A 21413-nucleotide genomic window follows, 5' to 3' on the forward strand; every position below is an offset into this window, starting at 1 on the left:
GGGGCGGTCGCGGATGCGAACATCCCGCTCACTGTGGATGGTTGGCACCGGGAGTGACCTGCGCATGAACGTGACCGCAACGCGCAGCGCCGATCGCCGTACGTGGATCTTGGACCACCTTCCGCGTCCACGGCCGCTCCTCGAACGGCCGGGACGCGGTCACTCCCTGTTCATTTTTCGGGGTACCGGACCGCTTCCGGGTGGGGACGTCAGCCGGCCGGGGCCGATTCCGCAGGCGAGTATCCGGCACTACGAGTGACTCACCCCTTTTGAACTGCCCGTCCGATATGTATCGGGGGTTTTCCCCACCCGTTCATTTCGATTGGGTCAACTCTTCCCAAACATCCTTCCCTTGCGTAAGGCTGTGCGGTCGTCCGGGATCACATACCGGACGCTCTCATGCTCCTTTACCTCCAAGGGATGCCGATGACCCTCACCCCCCAGCGCGACCCGAAGCCGGGCGCGAGACGCGCGGCCCGCATAGCCGTGGCAGCCGGCCTCGTCGCCGCGCTCTCCGCGGCCGGGCCGATACCCATGGCCATGGCCGTGGACCCCGCGCCCGCCGCGACGGACCCGAGCGTCAAGTCCGCCCACGACAAGCTCGGTTCGGACGACGCCGACCTGCTCGCCGAGGCCAAGGCCGGCGACGCCAAGAACGTCACGATGATGATCGCGACGGCGCCCGGGCAGACCGAGCAGGTCGCCGGGCAGCTGGACGCGGTCGGCTCTGTGGGCCGCACCTACGACAAGCTCGGCTACGTCCGGGCCACCGTCCCCACCGGCAAGGCCGACAAGGCCATCGCCGCCGCGGCGAAGCTCTCCTCGGTGCACGGCATCGACCTGCGCCAGGAGATACCCCTGGACGACCCCGCCGTCGACACGTCGAAGTCGACGGCCGCGAAGACCTCTTACTCCGGCCCCTCCAAGAAGACCCCGGCGAAGAACCCGTACAACCCGTCCTTCGAGACGGGCGCCGTCGACTTCGTGAAGAAGAACCCGAGGGCGGACGGCCGCGGCATCACCATCGGCATCCTCGACTCCGGCATCGACCTGGCGCACCCCGCGCTGCAGAAGACCACCACCGGCGAGCGCAAGATCGTCGACTGGGTCACCGCGACCGACCCGATAGTCGACAACGACCGCACCTGGCGCCCGATGGTGACCTCCGTCTCCGGGCCCACCTTCACCTACGGCGGCAAGACCTGGACGGCGCCCGCGGGTTCGTACCAGGTGAGCACCTTCCTGGAGTCGTACACCACGGGGGGCGACGCGGCGGGCGACGCCAACCGCGACGGCGACAGGACCGACTCCTGGGGCGTCCTCTACGACGCCGCGAACGGCACCGTCCGGGTCGACCTCAACAACAACTTCGACTTCGGTGACGACACCCCGATGAAGCCGTACAAGGACGGCTACCAGATCGGGTACTTCGGCACCGACGACCCGGCCACCGAGGTCGCCGAGCGGCAGCCGTTCGTCGTGGAGATCCGCAAGGACGTCCCGATGGACCCGTACGGCGGCGACTGGGTCGGCCAGAAGCGCGACTTCGTCAACATCGGCGTCATCGAGTCCGAGCACGGCACCCACGTCGCCGGCATCACCGCCGCGAACGGCCTGTTCGGCGGCAGGATGAACGGCGCGGCCCCCGGCGCGAAGCTCGTCGCCTCCCGCGCCTGCACCTGGACCGGCGGCTGCACCAACGTCGCGCTCACCGAGGGCATGATCGACCTCGTCGTCAACCGCGGCGTCGACATCGTCAACATGTCCATCGGCGGTCTCCCGGCGCTGAACGACGGCAACAACGCCCGCGCCGAGCTGTACACGCGCCTCATCGACACCTACGGCGTGCAGCTGGTCATCTCGGCCGGCAACTCCGGCCCCGGCGCCAACACCATCGGCGACCCGGGCCTGGCGAGCAAGGTCATCTCGGTCGGCGCGACCGTCTCCAAGGAGACCTGGGCCGCCAACTACGGCTCGGTCGTGGAGAAGAAGTACGCGATGATGCCGTTCTCCTCGCGCGGTCCGCGTGAGGACGGCGGCTTCACCCCGACGCTCTCCGCGCCGGGCGCCGCGATCAACACCACCCAGACCTGGCTGCCGGGCGGTCCGGTCGCCGAGGCGGGCTACACCCTGCCGGCCGGCTACTCGATGCTCCAGGGCACCTCGATGGCGTCCCCGCAGGCGGCGGGCGCGTCCGCGCTGCTGCTGAGCGCCGCCAAGGCCAGGCACATCGACCTCACCCCGGCGAAGCTGCGCACCGCGCTGACCTCGACCGCCGACCACATCAAGGGTGTGCAGGCGTACGAGGAGGGTGCCGGCCTCATCGACATCGAGGACGCCTGGGACTCCATCCGTGACGGCGCCACCGCCCACGAGTACACGGTGAAGGCGCCGGTCGACACCGCGATCGACCAGTTCCTGAAGACCCCCGGCTTCGGCACGGGCGTCTACGACCGCGAGGGCGGCCTGAAGGCCGGGCAGAAGAAGACGTACGACGTCACCATCACGCGTACGTCCGGCCCGGACAGGGCGATCCGGCACGAGCTGGACCTGGAGAACAACGCCGGTCGCACCTTCCGCATCGTCGGCTCCGACGAGATCAAGCTCGGCCTGAACAAGCCGGTCACCGTCAAGGTCGCCGCCAAGCCGGGCTCGGCGGGCATCAAGAGCGCGATCCTGGAGGTCGACGACCCGCGCACCGAGGGCGTCGACAAGCAGATCCTCACCACGGTCGTGGTCTCGCAGCCGCTGAAGTACAGCTACTCGGCGTCCGGTTCGGTGCAGCGCAACAGCACCAAGTCGTACTTCGTGACCGTCCCCGAGGGCGCGAAGTCGCTGGAGGTCGCGATCGGCGGGCTGAAGGGCAAGAGCCAGACCCGGTTCATCGCCATCCACCCGTACGGCGTCCCGGCCGACACCACCTCCACCCCGAACTGCTACAACAACTACCTCGACGGCAACGGCTGCAAGCCGGACGTGCGTTCCTACGCCGACCCGCAGCCCGGCGTCTGGGAGATAGAGGTCGAGGCGCGCCGCACGTCGCCGCTGCTCGACAACCCCTACAAGCTGGGCGTCACCGTCCTCGGCGCGGCCTTCGACCCGGAGACCGTGACCGTGGCCGAGGCCAAGATCGGCACGCCGGCCGAGGCCTCCTGGAAGGTGACCAACAACTACGCGGCCCTCGACGGCAAGGCGGCCGGCGGCCCGCTCGGCTCGTCGAAGACGGCGCGCCCGGACATCACCGAGGGCGTCACGCAGACCACCACGGTCGACGTGCCCGCGGGCGCCACCTCGCTCGACGTCACCATCGGCAACGTCTCCGACGCGGCCGCCGACCTCGACCTGGTCGTCTACGACGCGGCCGGCACCGAGGTCGGCAGCTCCGCCGACGGCGACTCGGAGGAGTCGGTCTCGGTCGCCGACCCGGCAGCCGGGACGTACAGCATCGAGGTCATCGGCTACGCGGTTCCGGCCGGCTCGACGGCGTACGACTACCTGGACGTGTTCTTCTCCCCCGCGCTCGGCACCGTCTCGGTCTCCGACGCGCCGGTGCAGCTCGGCACGGGCCAGTCGGTCACCCTCACCGGCAGCGTCACCGCCCTGGCGGCCGCTCCGGAGGGCCGTGAGTTCTTCGGCCAGGTCCAGCTGCTGAACGCGCGCGGCACCGCCGCGGGCGTCGGCAACGTGAAGATCGAGAAGGTCGTTCCGTAGTCCGGAGTACGGCCATCGGGGGCGGGCGTCCGTGCGGGCGCCCGCCCCTCGGCGTTCAGCAGCCGAGCTCGCGCGCCTCGGGCAGCGAGGCGGTGATCCAGGCCCGCTCGGGGGCGATGTCCCCCTCGCCGACGGCCCAGAAGTCGGGCTCGCGGGCGCCCTCGCGGATGCCGATGAGCACGGGGTCGCCCTTGCGGAGACCGGGCACGAGGTTCTCCTCGACGGTGAACGTCAGCTCCGGCTCGCCCTCGTCCGGCTTGTAGTAGCGGGTCATGTCGAGGGTGACGCGCACCGAGGCCGTCCCGGGAACCTGCTCGACGGCGGTGGCCCGGCCCTCGGCCACCAGCCGCGAGCAGGCGAGGTAGAGCGGGCTGCCGAACTCGGTGCCGGCGGACTGCCGCGAGGGGGCGGCCTTGTCCGCGCTGCTCGCCCCCGCGTCGGAACCCGCGCCGGACCCGGCCTGCGTCAGCAGCCAGCCCATGCCGACCAGCACCGACCCGGCGGCGGCCACGGCGAGCGAGCCGAGGGCGACGGTGAGGATCCGGCGCCGGGCGCGGGCGGGCCGTCGTACGGGAGCCGGCTCGGGCTCCGGTGGCGGTGGCAGTGGCTCGGCGAGCGCGTGCCCGATGATGCCGAGCTGCTCGCGCAGCAGCGCCAGGTCGGCCGCGGCGGCGTCGTGCTCGGCCATGAAGGCGGCGTCCGCCCGGGCCTCGTCGGACAGCGGTTCACCGGTGATCGCGGCCATCAGCGCGTCGGCGCCGCGGCCCTGGTTCTCGGCGGTCACGTCACACCACCTCGTCCTCGTGCAGGCGGGCGCGCAGGGCCCGTACCGCCGTGTGCAGCCTGCTCTTGACCGTGCCCTCGGGGATGCCGAGCTCGGCTGCGATGTCGCGCACCGGAAGGTCGCCGTAGAAGCGCAGCACGAGGACCTGACGCTGGGCGTCGGGCAGCTCGTCCAAACCCTGGGCCACGGCGAGGGAGAGCAGGCTGGTGTCCTCGCCGGAGGGGTGCTCCGTCTGGCGCAGGGAGGCGAGCCGTTCGCCGAGGCGTTCCTGGCGCTTCTTGGCCCGGTGCCAGTCCATGGCGAGATTGGAGGCGACGACCGCCGCCCACGCCGACACGTCCCGCGGCGCCTCGCGTCCGCTCGCGGCCCGCTCCAGCAGCCGCAGCCGGACCTGCTGTACCCCGTCCGGCAGGTCCGCCTGCGGCACCCCGCCGAGCGCGAGCACCGCCCGCACCCGACGCTCCTGGGCCGCGTCCAGGGGATCGGTGTGATCGTCCTCCTGGGCACGGCGGGCCTTTCTGCGCAGCACAAGCCACCCCCTCACCGCGTTTCCTCTACGACGCCGCGGCGCACCGAAACGTTCGACCGGGTCGCCGGAAGTTTTCCGGGAGGTGTACGTCACACCGGCGCGCGAGCGCAGCACAGCTTGCGGCGCGAGCGCCCCGAGGGGCGAATTTATGCAGCTCAGCATGGGTGCGGGCGGAGTTCCGGAACCGTCCGGCCGGTCGGGGTGTCTCTGTCCGGGGGTATGAAGCGCAAAGAATTGGACAGGCGGACCTGGGTCGGCCGCATGATGGAAAGGCCGTAGACATGCAAGAACGCCCAGAAGGAGTCGCCGTGAGGGTCGGAATCGTCGGAGCCACCGGTCAGGTCGGCACGGTCATGCGCAGGATCCTCAAGGAGCGCGACTTCCCGGTCACCGAGCTGCGGCTGTTCGCCTCGGCCCGCTCGGCCGGCTCGGTCCTGGACGGCGTGACGGTGGAGGACGCGGCGACCGCCGACTACTCCGGCCTGGACATCGTGCTGTTCTCCGCGGGCGGCTCGACGTCGAAGGCGCTGGCGCCGAAGGTGGCCGCGCAGGGTGCCGTGGTGATCGACAACTCCTCCGCCTGGCGCCGCGACCCCGAGGTCCCGCTGGTCGTCTCCGAGGTGAACCCGCACGCGATCGCCGACCGCCCCAAGGGCATCATCGCCAACCCGAACTGCACCACGATGGCCGCGATGCCGGTGCTGAAGCCGCTGCACGCCGAGGCCGGCCTCGAAGCGCTCGTGGTCGCCACCTACCAGGCCGTCTCCGGTTCCGGTCTGGCCGGTGTCGACGAGCTGTTCGAGCAGGTCAAGAAGGTCGGCGAGGACGCGCCGAAGCTGACCCACGACGGCTCGGCGGCGGAGTTCCCCGCCCCGAACAAGTACGTGGCGCCGATCGCGTACAACGTCCTGCCGCTGGCCGGTTCCCTCGTCGACGACGGCCTGAACGAGACCGACGAGGAGCAGAAGCTCCGCCACGAGTCCCGCAAGATCCTGGAGATCCCCGGTCTGAAGGTCTCCGGCACCTGCGTCCGGGTCCCGGTCTTCTCCGGCCACTCCCTGCAGGTCAACGCCCGCTTCGCCCGCCCGATCAGCGCGGAGCGCGCCAAGGAGCTGCTGGCCGGCGCCCCCGGCGTGGCCCTCAGCGACGTCCCGACCCCGCTCCAGGCGGCCGGCCAGGACCCGTCCTACGTGGGCCGTATCCGCACCGACGAGACGGTCGAGCACGGCATCGCGCTGTTCGTCTCCAACGACAACCTCCGCAAGGGCGCCGCGCTGAACGCGGTGCAGATCGCGGAGCTGGTCGCGGCGGAGCTGAAGGGCTGACGCCCACCCGTACCGGGCACAGGGGCGCCCACCCTCGCCGGTGGGCGCCCCTGCCGTGTTCAGCGGGGTCTGCGCACCTCGTACAGGAAGCACCCGTACTCCACGGCCCTGACGTGCACCAGCGCCACCTGCGGGTCGGCGAACGCCTCCTCGAACGCCTCCTCGAAGACGCCCGACTCCACGAGCCGGCCGCCGAGGATGCGGCCGTCGGCCGAGTAGCGGCGCACCGTGCGGTGGGCGTGCGCGAAGGGCAGGGCGTCCCCGTCCGGCCCTGCGCACTCCTCGGCGTGGATGAACACCGGGCCCTGCTCGTCGTAGGCCCCCGGGTCGACGCCCGTACCGGCCGCCCAGCGGCGCAGGGGAGCGTACGAGACGAGGGCGACGCGCTCGCCGGGGGCGCTGCGGCGAAGGCAGCAGCGCAGGGGCGCGCCGCCCTCCTCGTCGGTCACGGGAACCGTGCGGCGGCCCGCGTCGTCGGCGGTGCGCAGTTCCTTCAGGGCCGTCCGATCGATGGCGTGTGCACTGTGGATCGTCATGCCCCCAGCCTCACGCGCGAGGGCCGAGCTCACCGGCGGTCAGCGGACATCGCGTTCCGGTCACGTCCCGTGGAAGGATGACGCAACCGACACATATCGAGGAGATGACCGCGTGCCTGGCACAAACCTGACTCGCGAAGAGGCTCAGCAGCGGGCGAAGCTGCTCACCGTTGACTCGTACGAGATCGATCTCGACCTCTCCGGCGCGCAGGAGGGCGGCACCTACCGGTCCGTGACCACGGTGCGCTTCGACGTCGCCGAGAGCGGCGCCGACTCCTTCATCGACCTCGTGGCTCCGACCGTCCACGAGGTGACCCTCAACGGCGACGCGCTGGACGCCGCCGAGGTCTTCAAGGACTCCCGGATCGCCCTGCCCGGCCTGCTGCAGGGCCGCAACGTCCTGCGGGTGGTGGCCGACTGCGCGTACACCAACACCGGCGAGGGCCTGCACCGCTTCGTCGACCCCGTCGACCAGCAGGCGTACCTGTACACCCAGTTCGAGGTGCCCGACGCCCGGCGCGTGTTCGCGTCCTTCGAGCAGCCCGATCTGAAGGCCACCTTCCAGTTCACCGTGCAGGCCCCGGAGGGCTGGACGGTCATCTCCAACTCGCCGACCCCGGAGCCCAAGGACAACGTCTGGTCCTTCGAGCCGACGCCGCGCATCTCGACGTACATCACCGCGCTCATCGTCGGCCCGTACCACTCCGTGCACAGCGTGTACGAGAAGGACGGCCAGAGCGTGCCGCTGGGCATCTACTGCCGTCCGTCGCTCGCCGAGTTCCTGGACTCGGACGCGATCTTCGAGGTGACCCGGCAGGGCTTCGAGTGGTTCCAGGAGAAGTTCGACTACGCGTACCCGTTCAAGAAGTACGACCAGCTGTTCGTGCCGGAGTTCAACGCGGGCGCGATGGAGAACGCGGGCGCGGTGACCATCCGCGACCAGTACGTGTTCCGCTCGAAGGTGACGGACGCGGCGTACCTGGGCCGCGCGGAGACCATCCTGCACGAGCTGGCCCACATGTGGTTCGGCGACCTGGTCACCATGGAGTGGTGGAACGACCTGTGGCTGAACGAGTCGTTCGCCACGTACACCTCCATCGCCTGCCAGGCGCACGCCCCGGGGACGCGCTGGCCGCAGGCGTGGACGACGTTCGCGAACCAGATGAAGACGTGGGCGTACCGGCAGGACCAGCTGCCGTCGACGCACCCGATCATGGCGGAGATCCGCGACCTGGACGACGTGCTCGTCAACTTCGACGGCATCACCTACGCCAAGGGCGCCTCCGTGCTCAAGCAACTCGTGGCGTACGTCGGCATGGACGAGTTCTTCAAGGGCGTGCAGGCGTACTTCAAGCGGCACGCGTTCGGCAACACGCGCCTGAGCGACCTGCTGGGCGCCCTGGAGGAGACCTCCGGCCGTGACCTGAAGACCTGGTCGAAGCTGTGGCTGCAGACCGCGGGCATCAATGTCCTGCGGCCCGAGATCGTCACGGACGCCGACGGTGTGATCACGTCCTTCGCGATCCGCCAGGAGGCCCCGGCCCTGCCGGCGGGCGCCCAGGGCGAGCCTACGCTGCGCCCGCACCGCATCGCGGTGGGCCTGTACAACCTGGACACCGAGTCCGGCAAGCTGCTGCGCGACGAGCGCATCGAGCTGGACGTCGACGGTGAACTGACCGCCGTGCAGCAGCTGGTGGGCACCCGCCGCCCGGACGTCATCCTGCTCAACGACGACGACCTGTCGTACGCGAAGGTCCGTCTCGACGAGCAGTCCCTCGCCTTCGTCACCGAGCACCTGGGCGACTTCGAGGCGTCGCTGCCGCGGGCCCTGTGCTGGGCGTCGTCCTGGGACATGACCCGGGACGCCGAGCTCGCCACCCGCGACTACCTCTCGCTGGTCCTGTCGGGCATCGGCAAGGAGTCCGACATCGGTGTCGTGCAGTCGCTCCAGCGGCAGGTGAAGCTGGCGATCGAGCTGTACGCCGCTCCCGCCACCCGCGAGGCCCTGCTGACCCGCTGGACGGACGCCACGCTGGCGCACCTGCGGGCGGCCGAGCCGGGCAGCGACCACCAGCTGGCGTGGGCGCGGGCGTTCGCCGACGCGGCCCGTACGCCGGAGCAGCTGGACCTGCTGGACGCGCTCCTGGACGGCTCCCAGACGATCGAGGGCCTGGCCGTCGACACGGAGCTGCGCTGGGCGTTCGTGCAGCGGCTCGCGGCGGTGGGCCGCTTCGACGAGACGGAGATCGCCGGCGAGTACGAGCGGGACAAGACCGCGGCCGGTGAGCGGCACGCCGCCACCGCCCGTGCCGGCCGCCCGACCGCCGAGGCGAAGGCGGAGGCCTGGGCGTCGGTCATCGAGTCCGACAAGCTCCCGAACGCCGTGCAGGAGGCGGTGATCGGCGGCTTCGTGCAGACCGACCAGCGTGAGCTGCTCGCCGCCTACACCGACAAGTACTTCGAGGTGGTCAAGGGCGTGTGGGACTCCCGCTCGCACGAGATCGCCCAGCAGATCGCCGTCGGCCTGTACCCGGCGCTGCAGATCTCCGAGGAGACCCTGCGCAAGACGGACGACTGGCTCGCGTCGGCGGAGCCGAACGCGGCCCTGCGCCGCCTGGTCTCGGAGTCCCGCGCGGGCGTCGAGCGCGCACTGCGGGCGCAGGAGGCGGACGCGGCCGCGGAATAGAGGCCGGTATGCCACGGGGCGCCCGGTGCTGCTGCACGGGGCGCCCCTCTCGTCTGGACATGTCGTCAGCGCATTGCCTCAAGCACACGGCTGCGCAGCGCTTCGTTCTCGATGGTGTCGACGTGGCGCCAAGCAGCAGCGGCGACTTCCTCGGTTTGCAGTTCAACGACGTCGGCCGAGGTACGGAAGAGGAACCGGAAGTCGAAGTGCTGGTGATCCGGCTCGCCCTTGGCAGGGTTGGCCGGGATGAGGTGGGCTTCGATGTGGACGGGACGGTTCCCGGCCGGGACGACGACGGCGGCCGGAATACCGGTCTCCTCGGACAATTCCCGCTGTGCGGCGGCGAGGAGGCTGATGTCGTTCGCCTCAAGGTGTCCGCCGGGCAGGAGCCAGCGGTTCAGTGCGACATGCCGGACGTGGAGCACACGGCCGGCGGGGTCGACCAGGATCGCCCCTGCCGTGACGTGCCCCCGGAACTCCTTACGGCTGGTCAGGTCGGCGGAAGCGTCGAGGAGCTCAAGAAGATCGACGAGCTGTCCTGTGTCGTGCGGACGGACGTCGAGGTAGTCGTCGAGGGTCCCGCGGATGTGGTCGGCCGTGACGGTCATGGGGTGTCTCCTCACCGGTTGAAGTAGTCGAGCCAGGTCGCGGCGATGGCAGCGCGCTCCTCCGGGCCGATCTCGTGCAGGCCGGGACCGAGTCCGCCGCGGGCCAGTACAGCGGAAGCGGCGAGTATCTCGGCCTGTACGAGGAAGATGAACGGCCCCACGCTGGCGCCGTGCAGGAAGTTGACGGCGTTTCCTCCATTCAGGAGGTAGAAGTAGTGCCCGGTCGTCAGATATCGCGTGATGTGGCGGCCGACATGGGCGCGCTCGTACACGTCGGGCAGGCTCGCGAGTTCGAGCTCGTCCTCGCTGCTCGTCACGGTGGCGACGTATGCGCCGTTGCGTAACCGTCCGAAGTCCTCGCCGCGCAGCGAGAGCGCGCCCGTGGCGCACAGGACGAGTCCCGCGCCCTCAAGGCCCTCCACGAGTGCACGCGCCACGGCGAAACCCTGGGAGAGCGCCTGTGTGCGGCGTACCGGGTCGGTGTCGTACACCGTGACACGCACCCCTTTGGCATGCAGCAGGCGGGCGATGCTCGACCCCAGCTTGCCGAAACCGATCACCAGCGCCGTACGGCCGTGCAGGATGTCACCCCGGCTGCGCATGAGTGCCTCGGTGGAGAACACCACCGACTGTCCGACGAGGAAGTCTTCGGGCTCCTTGAGGGGCGAGCGTGCCACCGAGACGACCGAACACGGGAGCTTGTCCAGGCCCGCGTAGCGACGGTGGCCGTTCTCGGTGTCCTCGACCAGGCCAAGGATCCGTCCCGAAAAGCGGTCGCACAGCGCTTCGAGCGACGGAGCAAAGTAGCCGCCCACATCGAGCAGTACGACAGGGCGTCCCGCCGCGCGCGCCTCGACGTATCCCACCGCCCGATCAGGATCGGCGAACAACTCACGCGACAGCTTGTCGCACACGTACCCGCTGCCCTCGATCTCGCGCAGTACCTCGGTATGTACAGACTTGGGCTTGGGCAGCACCGTTCGCAGATCCGTCACCGCCGCCACGCCGCGCACGAAGGCGGGTCGCTCGGGTAACAGGTGTGTGATCAGGAGTGCGACCGGAGGCTCTGCCGGTGGCGCGAAACGGGAGGCGATCCGCCCGAAGTACGCGTCGAGCCGGGCGCGTTCAGATGTTTCCATCGCAGGACATCCCCTCGGTCCGCGTGGTGTTCTTGAACGCTGACCAAACTGTTTTTCCAGGGTTGTGTGCGATGACTCCGAAGTCATCCGCGAGAGCGGTCACAAGACGAAGTCCCCGCCCCCTGCAGTCGTCGACTCGCCCCTCTGCCACCTCCGGGAGCTCGTTCCCGCTGTCCCGGACCTCGATGCGGACCAGCGAGCCGTCGTTGACAACCGTCAGGCGGAACTCGCGCCCCGGCGGGACACCGTGCAGTAAGGCGTTCGTCGCAAGCTCCGAGACACAGAGCCGCACATCGTCATGCCGGTCGGTGCAGCCCCACTCGGTCAGCGCCTGGAGAGCGAAGACACGTGCGGCACGCACGGAGCTGCGAGCGCGAGGAAAACGTCGTTGCCGTGACAAGGGCACGGTGAATCACCGCCTGTTCGTGGGGGTGTACGAGCGCCATAACCGTATCACTATTCGCGAAAAGCAGAAAGGTAGAGGATGGGTGCCGGAGGCGGGCAACTGTGCGAGTCGCTTAACGTGTAAAGCAGCAAGGTTGAAATCCCGCCCCGCCGGAGGAAACCGTGAGCGACAGCGCGTGGGTCAGCACCTCGATGCCGTACCTGACACCACGAGAGAAGGGGCAACCCGACGCGTGGGGAGCCGAAGCCACCGGCCGCGGAGGCAAGGGCAGCCAGCGCATTGCCTTCGCAGGAGAAGTGCCGGCTCCGGACGAAGTCGCCACCCTCCTCGGCCTGTCCACGGGAGAGCCGGTTGTCGTACGCCGGCGGATCATCCAACTGAACGGCAAGCCTTGCGAGTTGACGGACACGTACTACCCGACGAGCATCGCTCGCGGCACCCGTCTCGCCGAGAAGGGAAAGATCCCCCGTGGCGCTGTGACCTTCCTCGCCGAGCTCGGGCACGTCGGCACACGCGTGCGTGAGGACGTCACCGCGCGTATGCCCGGCGACGACGAACGTGAGGCTCTTCAAATGGGCGCGGACGAACCGGTCCTCCGGCTGAGCAGGGTCACGCTGGACGGCGACGACAAGCCCATACAGGCTGACCTGATGGTCATGCCGGCTCATCGGCAGCGGCTGCGCTATGAGATCAAGATCGGATGACTGCGTCCACCATGTCCACCATTGACAACGGCCCCGCGGACCCGCGATCCCTCCATGAGCGTATCGCCGCCGATCTTCGGGACGAGATCATGACCGGCGACCTGGCGCCGGGCGTCAAGCTGCCCTCCACCGCTCAGCTCAAAGCAAGATTCGATGCCTCCAACGCCACTATTCAGAAGGCACTCCAGCTCCTCAAGGACGAGCGCCTCGTCATCGGCCGCGCCGGAGCGGCGGTCACCGTCCGCGAGCATCGGCAGCGGACCATGCGCCCCGCCGCGTTCATGGCCCCGGCCGCGGCGGGTGAGCCCTACCGCTGGCTGACCGAGGCCGCGAAGCACGGAACCCAGGCTCACAGCACGCTGATGGATGTCGCGGAGGTCCGTCCCCCCGCCGATGTCTCAGCCGCCTTGGACCTCGCCGAGTGCGAGACAGCTCTGCTGAGGCACCAAGTGCTCTCCGTCGACGGCGAACCGGTCGAGCTGGTCAAGTCCTACTACCCCATGGCCATCGCTCAAAGTACCGTCATCGCGGACAGGCGGAAGATCAGGGGCGGCACTCCGACCCTCCTCGCCGAACTCGGCTATCCTCCGCGCCTCAGCGTGGACCGAGTCTCCGCCAGGGTCCCCACCCAAGAGCAGTACCAGGCCTTGAACCTGCCCAGCGACCTGCCGGTTCTCCGTACACTGCGCGTCGTGTACAGCGACGACCAGCGTCCCATCGAAGTCACCGTCATGGTCAAGGCTGGTCATCTCTACGAGCTTCAGTACGAGTTCACGCCTGAGTGAGCCTCCGTCGCGCGCGATCAGAGAGGTCCGGCGTCCGGGCATGCGCGGTGACCACGGTTCACGGAACGTTGAGCACCTTTCCGGCTGCCGACCACCGTCGCAGCGCTTCATCTGTCGCGTCCTTTCGAGAGTCTTCGAGCATCCCTGTCAGGAGAACCGCAGGGTGAGACCCTTCTCGATCGCCCCGGCGTCCGCGTCGTCCGCCGCCCAGGCCACGTATCCGTCGGGCCGCACCAGCACCGTCGTACGGCTCTCGCCCGCCCAGCGCTCCACGGTCAGCCGGTCCTGGTGGTCATGCTCGTACCGCGTCTCCGGCGTGATCAGTACGAACCGTCCGCCGCGCAGCGCCTCGTACAGCCGCCCGCTCTCCAGTGCCACGTCCGGGATGCGGGTGCCGACCAGGCGGTGGGCGCCGCGCGGGGCCGGGTAGCGGTAGCCGATGCCCGAGATCTGGGCGAGGGCCTTGGTGCGGACGGGCCGGGCGGCGTTCGCGAAGGCGGAGACCAGGCCGCGTACGACGCGCAGGGCCGGGTTCTGGGCCCTGGCCAGCCGGACCAGCCCGCCGCTGCTGCGCAGCACCGCCTTGCCGACGGGGTGCCGTTCGGCCTCGTAGGTGTCCAGGAAGCCGTCGGACGCCGTGCCCTGGACGACCGCGGCGAGCTTCCAGCCGAGGTTGGCCGCGTCCTGGAGGCCGGTGTTCATGCCCTGGCCGCCGGCCGGTGAGTGGATGTGCGCGGCGTCGCCGGCCAGCAGGACCCGGCCCACCCGGTACCGCGGCACCTGGCGCTCGTCGCTGTGGAACCGGGACAGCCAGCGGGCGTCGTGCATGCCGTAGTCGGTGCCCAGGGCCCGCCGGGCGATCTCCTTGACCTCGTCGAGGTCGAGCGGGGCGTCGTCGGGGACCTCGTGGTCACGGTTCCAGCCCATGACGCGGTACCAGCCGTCGCCGAAGGAGGCGATCATCGCGAAGGCGTTGCCCGCGCCGTTGACGGTGAGCACGCTGTCGGGCCGCTCGGCGAGCCGGACGTCCGCCAGGATCAGCGACTTGATGACCGAGGTGCCGGGGAAGGGCAGGCCGAGCGCCTCGCGTACGGCACTGCGGTGGCCGTCCGTGCCGACGACGTAGGCGGCGCGGTGGGTGACGACCGTCCCGTCGGCGCCGCGCACGTCGAGGTCGACCCCGTCGGCGTCCTGCCGCAGCCCGACGACCTCGCTCTCGTACCGGAACTCCACGCCGAGCTCGCGCGCCCGCCGCTCCAGCAGCCGCTCGACCTCGTACTGCGGGGTGATGAGCAGGAACGGGAAGCGGGACGGCAGCGTGCCCAGGTCGAGGGAGAGCCGGCGGAAGAGGCGGAGCCCGGTGATGGTGCTGCCGGTGGCGATCAGCTCGTCGGCGAGGTTGCGGGCGTCGAGCTGCTCCAGGGTGCGGGCGTGCACGCCGAAGGCCCGGGAGAGGTTGCTGATCTTGCGGGCACGTCGTTCGAGGAGGGTGACGGGGACTCCTGCGGCGGCGAGGTCGCCGGCCAGGAGGAGGCCGGTGGGACCCGAGCCGACGACGATCACGGGGTGCGGGGAGACGGTGCCGGTCATGGTGGCCTCCTGAGTGCCAACGGTTGTTCGCCAACGCTTGTTGGTCAACGCTTGTTGGCAACACTAGGAGGGCATGACGGGGCTGTCAACACTTGTTGGCCTACATCTGTTGACCTACGGTTGTGGGCATGAACGAGAACAGCCCCACGCCCCACGCCCCACCCCGCCGTTCCGACGCCACGCGCACAGCGATCCTCGACGCGGCCCGCGAGCGCTTCGCGGCCGACGGGTACGAGCGCGCCACCATCCGCGCCATCGCCAGGCACGCGAACATCGACCCGTCGATGGTGATGCGCTACTACGGCAACAAGGAGGGCCTCTTCGCGGCGGCCATGGCCATCGATCTGAAGCTGCCGGAGCCGGGGTCACTGAGCCGCGACGACGTCGGCCGGGCGCTCGTGACGCACTTCCTGGGCATGTGGGAGGAGAACGAGGTGCTCACGGCGCTGCTCCGGGTGGGCGCGACCAACCAGGCCGGCGCCGAGCGCATGCAGGGCATCTTCGCGGACCAGCTGCTGCCGCTCGCCCACCGGGTGTGCCCCGACCCCGAGCAGGCGCCGGCGCGGGCGGCGCTGGCGTCGTCACAGCTGCTCGGGCTGGCCCTCACACGTTACGTGCTGCGCTTCCCGCCGGCCGTGGCGCTGGCCCCCGAGGAACTCGTGGCCTGGCTGGCACCCACGGTGCAGCGGTATCTGACGGCACCGCATCCGGCGTGAGGGCGGCCTCGCGGGGGAGGGCCGGAACGCGTCGAGGGCGCCGGCCTCGTCGTGCATACGGCGGATGCGCGTACGCACGGCGGGGCGGGCGCCCTCGACGGAAGCAGGGATCGGGCGGGAGACGCCCTGATCGGGGTCGGGCCTTGGCCCGGCCTTGTCAGGCCTTCGCCTTGGCCTTGTTCTTCGGCTGGCGGTCCGAGGAGCGGTCCAGGACCATCACGAGGCCCGCGATGACCAAGAAGATCACGGTCGGGGCAATGACGAACTGGGCCACCGTCTCCATGACGGACAGGCCCTGACCGGGGTCGTCGCCGTCGTCACGCGTGAGCGCGAGCGCGGGGGACGACATCAGGAGCATCATCAGCGTCGTACCGGCAGCCAGGGCGCCGGCGCGCAGGGCGTTCTTCTTGTCCACGGGGCCAAAAGTATCGAACGACGCGAAGGCCCGCGCGCCCGGGGTGCCGTATGAGGCCCGCCCCGGCCGGACGCGGGCCACCGGAGGCCGGTCGCCGCGTCACTCCTGCCGGCCGATCCCGCCCCGCAGCACCTCGACCAGCCCCCACATCCGTGCCGACCCCGCGAGTTCCTCCAGCGTCACCGGCTTGCCGTCGGCGCCGGCGATCGGCAGGCGCCAGTTCGGGTACTGGTCCCATGTGCCCGGCAGGTTCTGCGGGCGGCGGTCGCCGACGCCGTCGGGGAGCCAGACGCCGATCATCCGGGCCGGGGTGCGCAGCAGGAAGCGGTGGACGGCCTGGATCTCGGCCTCCTCCTCCGAGGCGCAGTGCCCGCCGTGCGCTCCCCGCAGCATCCCCAGCCGGGACAGCAGCTCCAGCCACTCCCCCGTGTCCGCCGCGGCCTCCGCCCGCTCCTGCTCCAGCGGCCGGGTCAACAGGCCCAGGCTGTCGCGGAGTTCGACGTGTTCGCCGGTGAGGCGGGCCGCGGTGGACGGCAGGTCGTGGGTGGTGGCGGTGGCGAGGCAGTCGGCGCGCCAGGACTCCGGCGGCAGCGGGCGTCCGTCGCCGTCCCAGTCCCGCTCGAACCAGAGCACGGAGGTCCCGAGCACGCCCCGTGAGCGCAGTGCCTCCCGCACCCCCGGCTCGACCGTGCCGAGGTCCTCCCCTATGACCACCGCGCCGGCCCGCCCGGCCTCCAGCACCAGGATCGCGAGCATGGCCTCGGCGTCGTAGCGGACGTATGTCCCCTCGGTCGGCGCCTGTCCCTGCGGCACCCACCACAGCCGGAACAGCCCCATGACGTGGTCGATGCGCAGGGCGCCGGCGTACCGGCACAGGGCCCGCAGCAGGCGGCGGTACGGCTCGTACCCGGAGTCGGCGAGCCGGTCGGGGCGCCACGGCGGCAGCCCCCAGTCCTGGCCGCGCGCGTTGAAGGCGTCCGGTGGCGCGCCGACCGACATGCCGGCCGCGAAGTACTCCTGCTGCGCCCAGGCGTCCGCGCCCCCCGGATGCACCCCGACCGCCAGGTCGTGCACGACCCCGACCGGCATCCCGGCCTCCCGGGCGGCCCGCTGGGCGGCGGTGAGCTGGCCGTCGGTGAGCCAGGCGAGCCGGCAGTGGAAGTCGATCCGGTCCATCAACTCGGTGCGCGCGCGGGCGGTTTCGGGCGACCGGGGGTCCCGCAGCCCCGCCGGCCAGTGCTGCCAGTCCGAGCCGTGCACCTCGGCCAGCGCGCACCACGTGGCGTGGTCCTCCAGTGCGTCGCCCTCCCGGGCGAGGAAGTCGACGTACGCGGCGCGCCGCCCGGGCCCGAGCGGTACCTCGCGCACGAGTTCCAGTGCTTCGCGCTTGGTCTCCCAGACGGCGTCCCGGTCGATCAGCGCGCCCTTCTCCAGCACCGCCTCGCGCAGCCGCCCGGCCCGCTCCAGCAGCGCCCGCACCCGCGCGCGGTCCTCGACGTACGCGAACTCGGGCACGTCCTCGACCCGCAGGTGCACCGGGTCGGGGAAGCGGCGGGAGGACGGACGGTAGGGCGAGGGGTCCGTCGGGGTTCCGGGTACGGCCGCGTGCAACGGGTTGACCTGGACGAATCCGGCGCCGAGCGCCCGGCCCGCCCAGGTGGCGAGTTCGGTGAGGTCGCCGAGGTCGCCCATGCCCCAGGAGCGGCGCGAGAGGAGGGAGTAGAGCTGGACGAGGAGGCCGTAGGAGCGTCCGGTGGGAGTGGGCAGGCGGGGCGGGGCGACGACGAGATGGCTGGTCGTCGTACGGCCGTCCGGTGTGGTGGCCGTCAGCCGGTGGACGCCGGGCGGGAGCCGGTCGGCGGCGGTCCGCATCTCGCCCTGCTCGGTCTCGATGCGCAGCCGGGTGCCGGACGGCAGCGCGGTCAGTGCCTCGGGCTCGGCCCCGCTCCAGCTCACCACCGTCGGCGGCAGCAGCCGCTCCCGCAGTTCGCGGTCCCGGGCGGCGAGCGCCGCCGCCACGGCGGCGGGCGTGCTCGCGTCCACGTCGAGGGCGGTCAGGGCTCGGGTGAGCGCGGTCACGGAGGCCGTGACGGTGCGGTCGGCGGACGGCCGGTAGGAGGTGGCCACGCCGTGCAGCTCGGCGAGGCGCGTCAAAGCGTCGGAAGGGAGATCCTCAGAGCCTTCGGGCCCTTCAGCACAGGCTTCGGCCGACCGCTGCGCTGTCATCTACGGCCTCGTGCAGTCCATGTCCATACCGGTGTCCATACCCAGGTCCCAGGTGGCCGCCTCACTCGTCAGCGGCGCGGCGTCGGCGAGCGGCGGCTCGCTGGTCAGCGGCTCGAAGTCGGGAAGGGGTGGTTCGCTGGTCAGGGGGGTCTCGGCGCAGGCGCCCTCGGCGCTGAAGACGCAGTCGTGCATCTCGGGCTCGATGGGCGCCTCAGGTTTGGACTGGGCCGGGAGCAGAAGGTGTGCCGATGCTGCCACGGGGGCCTCCTCTTCGTTGTGCGGCGTACGGGTTACCGCAGCCCTACCCAGCAGGCGCTGCGGCAGACGTACAGAGTCCAACAACGTGCCCCTCCTCACATTCTGTGTCACGGCCGAGGATTCCTCGGCCCTTTCGACGCCGACTATTCACTCAGTACATGTACTCAGTACATAATGATCGCCATGAGCACCCGTCACATCCTGCTGGGCCTGCTCGCCACGGGGCCGAGCCATGGCTACGACCTCAAGCGACGCCACGACGAACGCTTCCCGCAGGCCCGCCCGCTGGCCTACGGGCAGGTCTACACGACCCTGCAGCGGCTGGTCCGCGACGGACTCGCCGAGGTCGGCGGCACCGACTCCGACGGCGGGCCGGAGCGGACCATGTACCGCGCGACGGACGACGGAGCGCGCGAACTGGCCCAGTGGGCGGGCGAGATCGCGCCGCCGGCGCCGTTCGTGACGAACGAGATCTTCGCCAAGGTCGTCGTGTCGATCCTGTCCGGCGGCGACCCGGAGGCCTATCTGCGGGCCCAACGCGCCGCCCACATGACACGCATGCGGGAGCTCACGGCCCTCAAGACCGCGCCCGGCGCCGATCTCGCGTCGGTGCTCTCGGCGGACTACGCCCTCAACCACCTCGACGCCGACCTCCGTTGGATGACGACCACGGCGGCCCGGCTCACCACCCTGACCGCGGAGGTCGACCCGGCATGAGCAACCAAGAGGACGGCGCGGTACCGATTCTGGCGGCCCGTGACCTCGTCAAGGCGCACGGCAGGACCGAGGCCCTGCGCGGCGCCACGGTCGAGCTGCGGCCGGGCGAGATCCTCGCCGTCACCGGCGCGAGCGGGAGCGGGAAGTCCACCCTGCTGCACTGCCTGGCCGGCATCGTCCGCCCGGACTCCGGCGCGGTGACGTACGACGGCGAGCGGCTCGACCGGCTGCCCGAGCGGCGGCTGAGCGAGCTGCGGCGTACGGAGTTCGGGGTGGTCTTCCAGTTCGGGCAGCTGATCCCGGAGCTGACGGCCCTGGACAACGTGGCGCTGCCGCTGCTGCTCGGCGGTGCCCGGCGGCAGGAGGCGCAGGCGAGTGCCGGTGAGTGGCTGGAGCGGTTCGGGGTGCGCGGGCAGGGGGAGCTGCGGCCCGGCGAGATGAGCGGCGGCCAGGCTCAGCGGGCGGCCCTGGCCCGGGCCCTGGTCACCGGCCCGAAGGTCGTCTTCGCGGACGAGCCGACCGGGGCGCTGGACTCCCTGGCGAGCGAGCAGGTGATGTCGGCCCTCACGCACACGGCCCGCGAGTCGGGCACGGCCGTATTGCTGATCACCCACGACGCCCAGGTCGCGGCGTACGCGGACCGCGAGCTCCGGCTGGCGGACGGCGCCGTACCGGCGCTGGAGGTGGGGGTATGAGCGCCGATCTCCGGCTGGCCTGGCTGCTCACCCGCGGATCGGACCGGCGCGAGTGGTGGCGGGTCGCGCTCACCGCGGTCGGCGCGGCCCTCGCGACCGGCATCGGGCTCGCGTTCGCGACGATCGCCTCGATCAGGGGCCGTTACTCGGTGTCGGTCGGCTCGGGGCTGCTCGACGACGCCAGTGACCGCCAGGGCGTGATGATCACGCTGCTGATGCTGCTGGTGCCGGTGCTCGGGTTCCTCGCGCAGTGCGCCCGCGTGGGTGCCGTGCACCGCGACCGGCGCCTTGCCGCACTGCGGCTCGCGGGTGCCGCACCCGCTCAGGTGCGCCGGATCGCGGCGCTGGAGGCGGGCCTGGCCTGCCTGGCCGGCTCCGCCCTGGCCACGGCGGTCTCCGTCCCCCTCCTGCTGGGCCTGTGGCAGCACCCCGAGCCCCTGGCCTGGGTCGGTGTCGCCCTCGTCGCCGTGGCCGTCCCCGTGCTGGGCGCGGCCGTGAGCGCGCTGGCGCTGCGCCGCGTGGTGGCCTCGCCCCTGGGCTGGGTACGGCGGGTAGGCCCGACTCGGGGGCCCGGGCGGGCGTTCGGCGCCCTGACCGTGCTCCTGGTGGCGTCGGCCGCCTACGTGGGTCTGAACACGTACCGCGGCAACCGGCTCGGCGTCGCCCTCGGCCCGCTGACGGTGTTCGCCACGAGTCTGCTGCTCGGCGCTGCGGCCGTCTGGCTGGCGGGCTGGTCCTCGCGACGGCTCGGCACCGCTCTCGCCGCCCGCGCCCAGCGCTCCGCGCTGCTGATCGCGGCGGAGCGCCTGCGGGACGACCCGTGGGCGACGGCCCGCACCCATGCCGCGGTGCTGCTCGTGACGGTCGTCGGTACGGCCTTCGCCGGCATCCGCTCGGTGCTGCTGCACATCGTCAACGGCACCACCCAGCTGTCCGAGAGCAACGCGTACTACACCACCGGCCTCGACCTCACCGGCGCCGCGATCCTGGTCGCGCTGGCGCTGACGCTGTCGGCGCTGGCCGTCGGCACGGCCGAGTCGCTGGCCTCCCGTCGCCGGGGACTGGCCGCGCAGGCCGCGGCCGGGGTGCCGCAGAGCGTGCTGGGACGGGCGCTGCTGCTGGAGACGGCGCTGCCGCTCGCCCCGGCGGTGCTGCTCGCGGGCGCCGGCGGCACGGCGATCTACGTGGGATGGGCCGAGCTGATCGACGACGCGGCCGGGCCCGTACCGCTGCTGCCCGTCCTGGTCCCGGTGGCCGTGTACGCCGCCTGTCTGCTGGCCGCGGCCATGTCACTGCCGCTGCTGCGACGCTCGGTACGGCCCGCGGAACTGCGGTACGCCTAGGCCGCCGTACAGCGGAGTCGCCGCACACCCGACCCGGCGCACAGCGGAGTCGCCGCACACCCGACCCGCCGTACAACGGAATCGCCGCACACCCGACCCGGCCGCACAACGGAATCCCCGCACACCCGACCCGGCCGCACAACGGAATCCCCGCACACCCGACCCGGCCGCACAACGGAATCCCCGCACACCCGACCCGGCCGCACAACGGAGTCCCCACACACCCGACCCGGCCGCACA

19 protein-coding genes are annotated in these 21413 nt (G+C 71.1%); 9 read left to right on the plus strand and 10 right to left on the minus strand.

Going from position 1 to position 21413, the window contains the following annotated elements:
- Window positions 1–426 precede the first annotated feature (426 nt).
- Window positions 427–3711, plus strand: coding sequence for a S8 family serine peptidase (locus AC3ETA_RS02385; RefSeq protein ID WP_432191120.1), 3285 nt, complete (start codon window positions 427–429; stop codon window positions 3709–3711).
- A gap of 55 nt (window positions 3712–3766) precedes the next feature.
- On the opposite strand, the gene AC3ETA_RS02390 is transcribed toward AC3ETA_RS02385, so the two are convergent.
- Window positions 3767–4495 carry a hypothetical protein gene (locus AC3ETA_RS02390; RefSeq protein ID WP_432191121.1) on the minus strand — a complete coding sequence of 243 codons (729 nt, stop codon included), beginning with the start codon at window positions 4493–4495 and terminating at the stop codon, window positions 3767–3769.
- A 1-nt stretch (window position 4496) separates the two neighbouring features.
- Window positions 4497–5024: an RNA polymerase sigma factor gene (locus AC3ETA_RS02395; RefSeq protein WP_432191356.1), complete on the minus strand. Its 528-nt coding sequence runs from the start codon at window positions 5022–5024 to the stop codon at window positions 4497–4499.
- A gap of 308 nt (window positions 5025–5332) precedes the next feature.
- Between AC3ETA_RS02395 and AC3ETA_RS02400 the strand changes: the two genes are divergently transcribed.
- Window positions 5333–6349 carry an aspartate-semialdehyde dehydrogenase gene (locus AC3ETA_RS02400; RefSeq protein ID WP_432191122.1) on the plus strand — a complete coding sequence of 339 codons (1017 nt, stop codon included), beginning with the start codon at window positions 5333–5335 and terminating at the stop codon, window positions 6347–6349.
- 59 nt (window positions 6350–6408) lie between these two features.
- On the opposite strand, the gene AC3ETA_RS02405 is transcribed toward AC3ETA_RS02400, so the two are convergent.
- Window positions 6409–6885 (minus strand): DUF1203 domain-containing protein, encoded by a 477-nt coding sequence (locus AC3ETA_RS02405; protein ID WP_432191123.1) that lies wholly within the window; start codon window positions 6883–6885, stop codon window positions 6409–6411.
- Window positions 6886–6997: 112 nt separating this feature from the next.
- On the opposite strand from AC3ETA_RS02405, the gene pepN reads away from it, so the two are divergent.
- The gene (gene pepN, locus AC3ETA_RS02410) at window positions 6998–9571 is read left to right on the plus strand and encodes an aminopeptidase N (protein ID WP_432191124.1); all 2574 of its coding nucleotides are present in this window, start codon (window positions 6998–7000) and stop codon (window positions 9569–9571) included.
- A gap of 65 nt (window positions 9572–9636) precedes the next feature.
- Here pepN and AC3ETA_RS02415 read toward each other — a convergent pair whose 3' ends face one another.
- The 3 genes from AC3ETA_RS02415 to AC3ETA_RS02425 are packed head-to-tail and all read right to left on the minus strand — an operon-like array spanning window position 9637 to window position 11679.
- On the minus strand, window positions 9637–10179 hold the full coding sequence (locus tag AC3ETA_RS02415) for an NUDIX hydrolase (protein WP_432191125.1): 543 nt from the start codon (window positions 10177–10179) through the stop codon (window positions 9637–9639).
- 11 nt (window positions 10180–10190) lie between these two features.
- Window positions 10191–11318 carry an adenosylhomocysteinase gene (locus AC3ETA_RS02420; RefSeq protein WP_432191126.1) on the minus strand — a complete coding sequence of 376 codons (1128 nt, stop codon included), beginning with the start codon at window positions 11316–11318 and terminating at the stop codon, window positions 10191–10193.
- Window positions 11305–11679: an ATP-binding protein gene (locus tag AC3ETA_RS02425; RefSeq protein ID WP_432191127.1), complete on the minus strand. Its 375-nt coding sequence runs from the start codon at window positions 11677–11679 to the stop codon at window positions 11305–11307. The genes AC3ETA_RS02420 and AC3ETA_RS02425 overlap by 14 nt, the downstream gene beginning before the upstream one ends.
- Before the next feature lie 206 nt (window positions 11680–11885).
- Between AC3ETA_RS02425 and AC3ETA_RS02430 the strand changes: the two genes are divergently transcribed.
- Both AC3ETA_RS02430 and AC3ETA_RS02435 read left to right on the plus strand, forming a co-directional pair.
- Window positions 11886–12428, plus strand: coding sequence for a GntR family transcriptional regulator (locus AC3ETA_RS02430; protein WP_432191128.1), 543 nt, complete (start codon window positions 11886–11888; stop codon window positions 12426–12428).
- Window positions 12429–12439: 11 nt separating this feature from the next.
- Window positions 12440–13213, plus strand: a complete 774-nt coding sequence (locus AC3ETA_RS02435; protein WP_432191129.1) for a GntR family transcriptional regulator — start codon at window positions 12440–12442, stop codon at window positions 13211–13213.
- Window positions 13214–13360: 147 nt separating this feature from the next.
- Here AC3ETA_RS02435 and AC3ETA_RS02440 read toward each other — a convergent pair whose 3' ends face one another.
- On the minus strand, window positions 13361–14803 hold the full coding sequence (locus AC3ETA_RS02440; protein WP_432191130.1) for an FAD-dependent monooxygenase: 1443 nt from the start codon (window positions 14801–14803) through the stop codon (window positions 13361–13363).
- A 128-nt stretch (window positions 14804–14931) separates the two neighbouring features.
- On the opposite strand from AC3ETA_RS02440, the gene AC3ETA_RS02445 reads away from it, so the two are divergent.
- On the plus strand, window positions 14932–15519 hold the full coding sequence (locus tag AC3ETA_RS02445; RefSeq protein WP_432191131.1) for a TetR/AcrR family transcriptional regulator: 588 nt from the start codon (window positions 14932–14934) through the stop codon (window positions 15517–15519).
- Window positions 15520–15676: 157 nt separating this feature from the next.
- Here AC3ETA_RS02445 and AC3ETA_RS02450 read toward each other — a convergent pair whose 3' ends face one another.
- The 3 genes from AC3ETA_RS02450 to AC3ETA_RS02460 all read right to left on the minus strand — a co-directional run bounded on the left by AC3ETA_RS02450 (window position 15677) and on the right by AC3ETA_RS02460 (window position 18418).
- Window positions 15677–15934, minus strand: coding sequence for a hypothetical protein (locus tag AC3ETA_RS02450; protein ID WP_432191132.1), 258 nt, complete (start codon window positions 15932–15934; stop codon window positions 15677–15679).
- 99 nt (window positions 15935–16033) lie between these two features.
- Window positions 16034–18160 carry a 4-alpha-glucanotransferase gene (malQ, locus tag AC3ETA_RS02455; protein ID WP_432191133.1) on the minus strand — a complete coding sequence of 709 codons (2127 nt, stop codon included), beginning with the start codon at window positions 18158–18160 and terminating at the stop codon, window positions 16034–16036.
- Entirely contained in the window at window positions 18161–18418 is a 258-nt protein-coding gene (locus tag AC3ETA_RS02460; protein WP_030962126.1) for a hypothetical protein, read from the minus strand. It lies immediately after the preceding gene.
- Between the two features lie 183 nt (window positions 18419–18601).
- On the opposite strand from AC3ETA_RS02460, the gene AC3ETA_RS02465 reads away from it, so the two are divergent.
- From AC3ETA_RS02465 to AC3ETA_RS02475, 3 genes are read left to right on the plus strand one after another with little or no spacing between them, the layout of a single operon-like run.
- A complete protein-coding gene (locus tag AC3ETA_RS02465; RefSeq protein ID WP_432191134.1) occupies window positions 18602–19135 on the plus strand; it encodes a PadR family transcriptional regulator in 534 nt (177 codons plus the stop codon).
- A complete protein-coding gene (locus AC3ETA_RS02470) occupies window positions 19132–19830 on the plus strand; it encodes an ABC transporter ATP-binding protein (protein WP_432191135.1) in 699 nt (232 codons plus the stop codon). Before AC3ETA_RS02465 ends, AC3ETA_RS02470 begins: the two co-directional genes overlap by 4 nt.
- Window positions 19827–21173 carry an FtsX-like permease family protein gene (locus AC3ETA_RS02475; RefSeq protein WP_432191136.1) on the plus strand — a complete coding sequence of 449 codons (1347 nt, stop codon included), beginning with the start codon at window positions 19827–19829 and terminating at the stop codon, window positions 21171–21173. Before AC3ETA_RS02470 ends, AC3ETA_RS02475 begins: the two co-directional genes overlap by 4 nt.
- Window positions 21174–21413 lie beyond the last annotated feature (240 nt).

The organism is Streptomyces sp. bgisy027 (genome assembly GCF_057710365.1).

What these genes read in the sequence shown, in the direction of transcription:
- AC3ETA_RS02385 (WP_432191120.1), top strand. Translation starts at nt 427, where the DNA reads ATGACCCTCACCCCCCAGCGCGACCCGAAGCCGGGCGCGAGACGCGCG.
- AC3ETA_RS02405 (WP_432191123.1), bottom strand. Translation starts at nt 6,885, where the DNA reads ATGACGATCCACAGTGCACACGCCATCGATCGGACGGCCCTGAAGGAA.
- AC3ETA_RS02415 (WP_432191125.1), bottom strand. Translation starts at nt 10,179, where the DNA reads ATGACCGTCACGGCCGACCACATCCGCGGGACCCTCGACGACTACCTC.
- AC3ETA_RS02420 (WP_432191126.1), bottom strand. Translation starts at nt 11,318, where the DNA reads ATGGAAACATCTGAACGCGCCCGGCTCGACGCGTACTTCGGGCGGATC.
- AC3ETA_RS02435 (WP_432191129.1), top strand. Translation starts at nt 12,440, where the DNA reads ATGTCCACCATTGACAACGGCCCCGCGGACCCGCGATCCCTCCATGAG.
- AC3ETA_RS02440 (WP_432191130.1), bottom strand. Translation starts at nt 14,803, where the DNA reads ATGACCGGCACCGTCTCCCCGCACCCCGTGATCGTCGTCGGCTCGGGT.
- AC3ETA_RS02445 (WP_432191131.1), top strand. Translation starts at nt 14,932, where the DNA reads ATGAACGAGAACAGCCCCACGCCCCACGCCCCACCCCGCCGTTCCGAC.
- malQ (WP_432191133.1), bottom strand. Translation starts at nt 18,160, where the DNA reads ATGACAGCGCAGCGGTCGGCCGAAGCCTGTGCTGAAGGGCCCGAAGGC.
- AC3ETA_RS02465 (WP_432191134.1), top strand. Translation starts at nt 18,602, where the DNA reads ATGAGCACCCGTCACATCCTGCTGGGCCTGCTCGCCACGGGGCCGAGC.
- AC3ETA_RS02470 (WP_432191135.1), top strand. Translation starts at nt 19,132, where the DNA reads ATGAGCAACCAAGAGGACGGCGCGGTACCGATTCTGGCGGCCCGTGAC.
- AC3ETA_RS02475 (WP_432191136.1), top strand. Translation starts at nt 19,827, where the DNA reads ATGAGCGCCGATCTCCGGCTGGCCTGGCTGCTCACCCGCGGATCGGAC.